At 67.0% G+C, this 1,071-nt stretch carries 1 protein-coding gene; it reads left to right on the top strand.

Annotation, left to right across the window (positions count from 1 at the left end):
• The coding region (locus QZH66_RS16755) for an AMP-binding protein (RefSeq protein ID WP_305806993.1) at window positions 1-1,071 on the top strand (1,071 nt) is incomplete at both ends.

Raw genomic sequence — 1,071 nt, 5'->3', positions numbered from 1 at the left:
CATCATGCACAACGCCGTCGCCGGCGCCCTGTGGGGCACGGGATCGGCCGAAAACGTGACGCTCGCCGTGGTGCCGATGTTCCACATCACGGGCATGGTGAGCGTGATGCACGCGGCCATCTACGTCGGCGCGACGCTGGTGGTCATGCCGCGCTGGGACCGCGAACTGGCCGGGCGCCTGATTTCGCGCTGGCGCGTGACGACCTGGACCAACATCCCCNTGCCGATGTTCCACATCACGGGCATGGTGAGCGTGATGCACGCGGCCATCTACGTCGGCGCGACGCTGGTGGTCATGCCGCGCTGGGACCGCGAACTGGCCGGGCGCCTGATTTCGCGCTGGCGCGTGACGACCTGGACCAACATCCCCACCATGGTGATCGACCTGCTGGCCAGCCCGAATTTCGCGCAGTACGACCTCTCCAGCCTGGTCTACATCGGCGGCGGCGGCGCGGCCATGCCGCAGGCGGTGGCACAGCGCCTGCTGGACCAGTACGGCCTACGCTATGCGGAGGGCTATGGCCTGACCGAGACGGCCGCGCCCTCGCACTCCAATCCGCCCGACCACCCCAAGCAGCAATGCCTGGGCATTCCCTTCATGGGCACCGATGCGCGCGTGATCGACCCCGATACGCTGCAGGAGGTGTCGCAGGGCGAGCAGGGCGAGATCATCGTCTGCGGCCCCGAGGTGTTCGATGGCTATTGGAAGCGGCCCGACGCCACGGCGGCGGCCTTCATGGCCTTGGACGGCAAGCGCTTCTTTCGCACCGGCGATCTGGGGCGCGTGGACGAGGACGGTTACTTTTTTCTGACCGATCGCCTGAAACGCATGATCAACGCCTCGGGCTTCAAGGTCTGGCCGGCCGAGGTCGAGGCGCTGATGTTCCGCCACCCCGCCATCCAGGAGGCCTGCATCATCGCCACGCACGACAGCTACCGCGGCGAAAGCGTGAAAGCCGTGGTGGTGCTGCGCGCCAGCCACAAGGACACGACCGAGCAGCAGATCATCGACTGGTGCCGCGACAACATGGCCGTCTACAAGGCGCCGCGCAGCGTGCAGTTCGTCGATGC

Origin of the sequence: Stenotrophomonas sp. YIM B06876 (assembly GCF_030711595.1) — a bacterium.
In the GTDB taxonomy this organism is placed as follows: Bacteria; Pseudomonadota; Gammaproteobacteria; order Xanthomonadales; family Xanthomonadaceae; genus Stenotrophomonas.
This window is presented reverse-complemented; position numbering and strand designations above follow the sequence as displayed.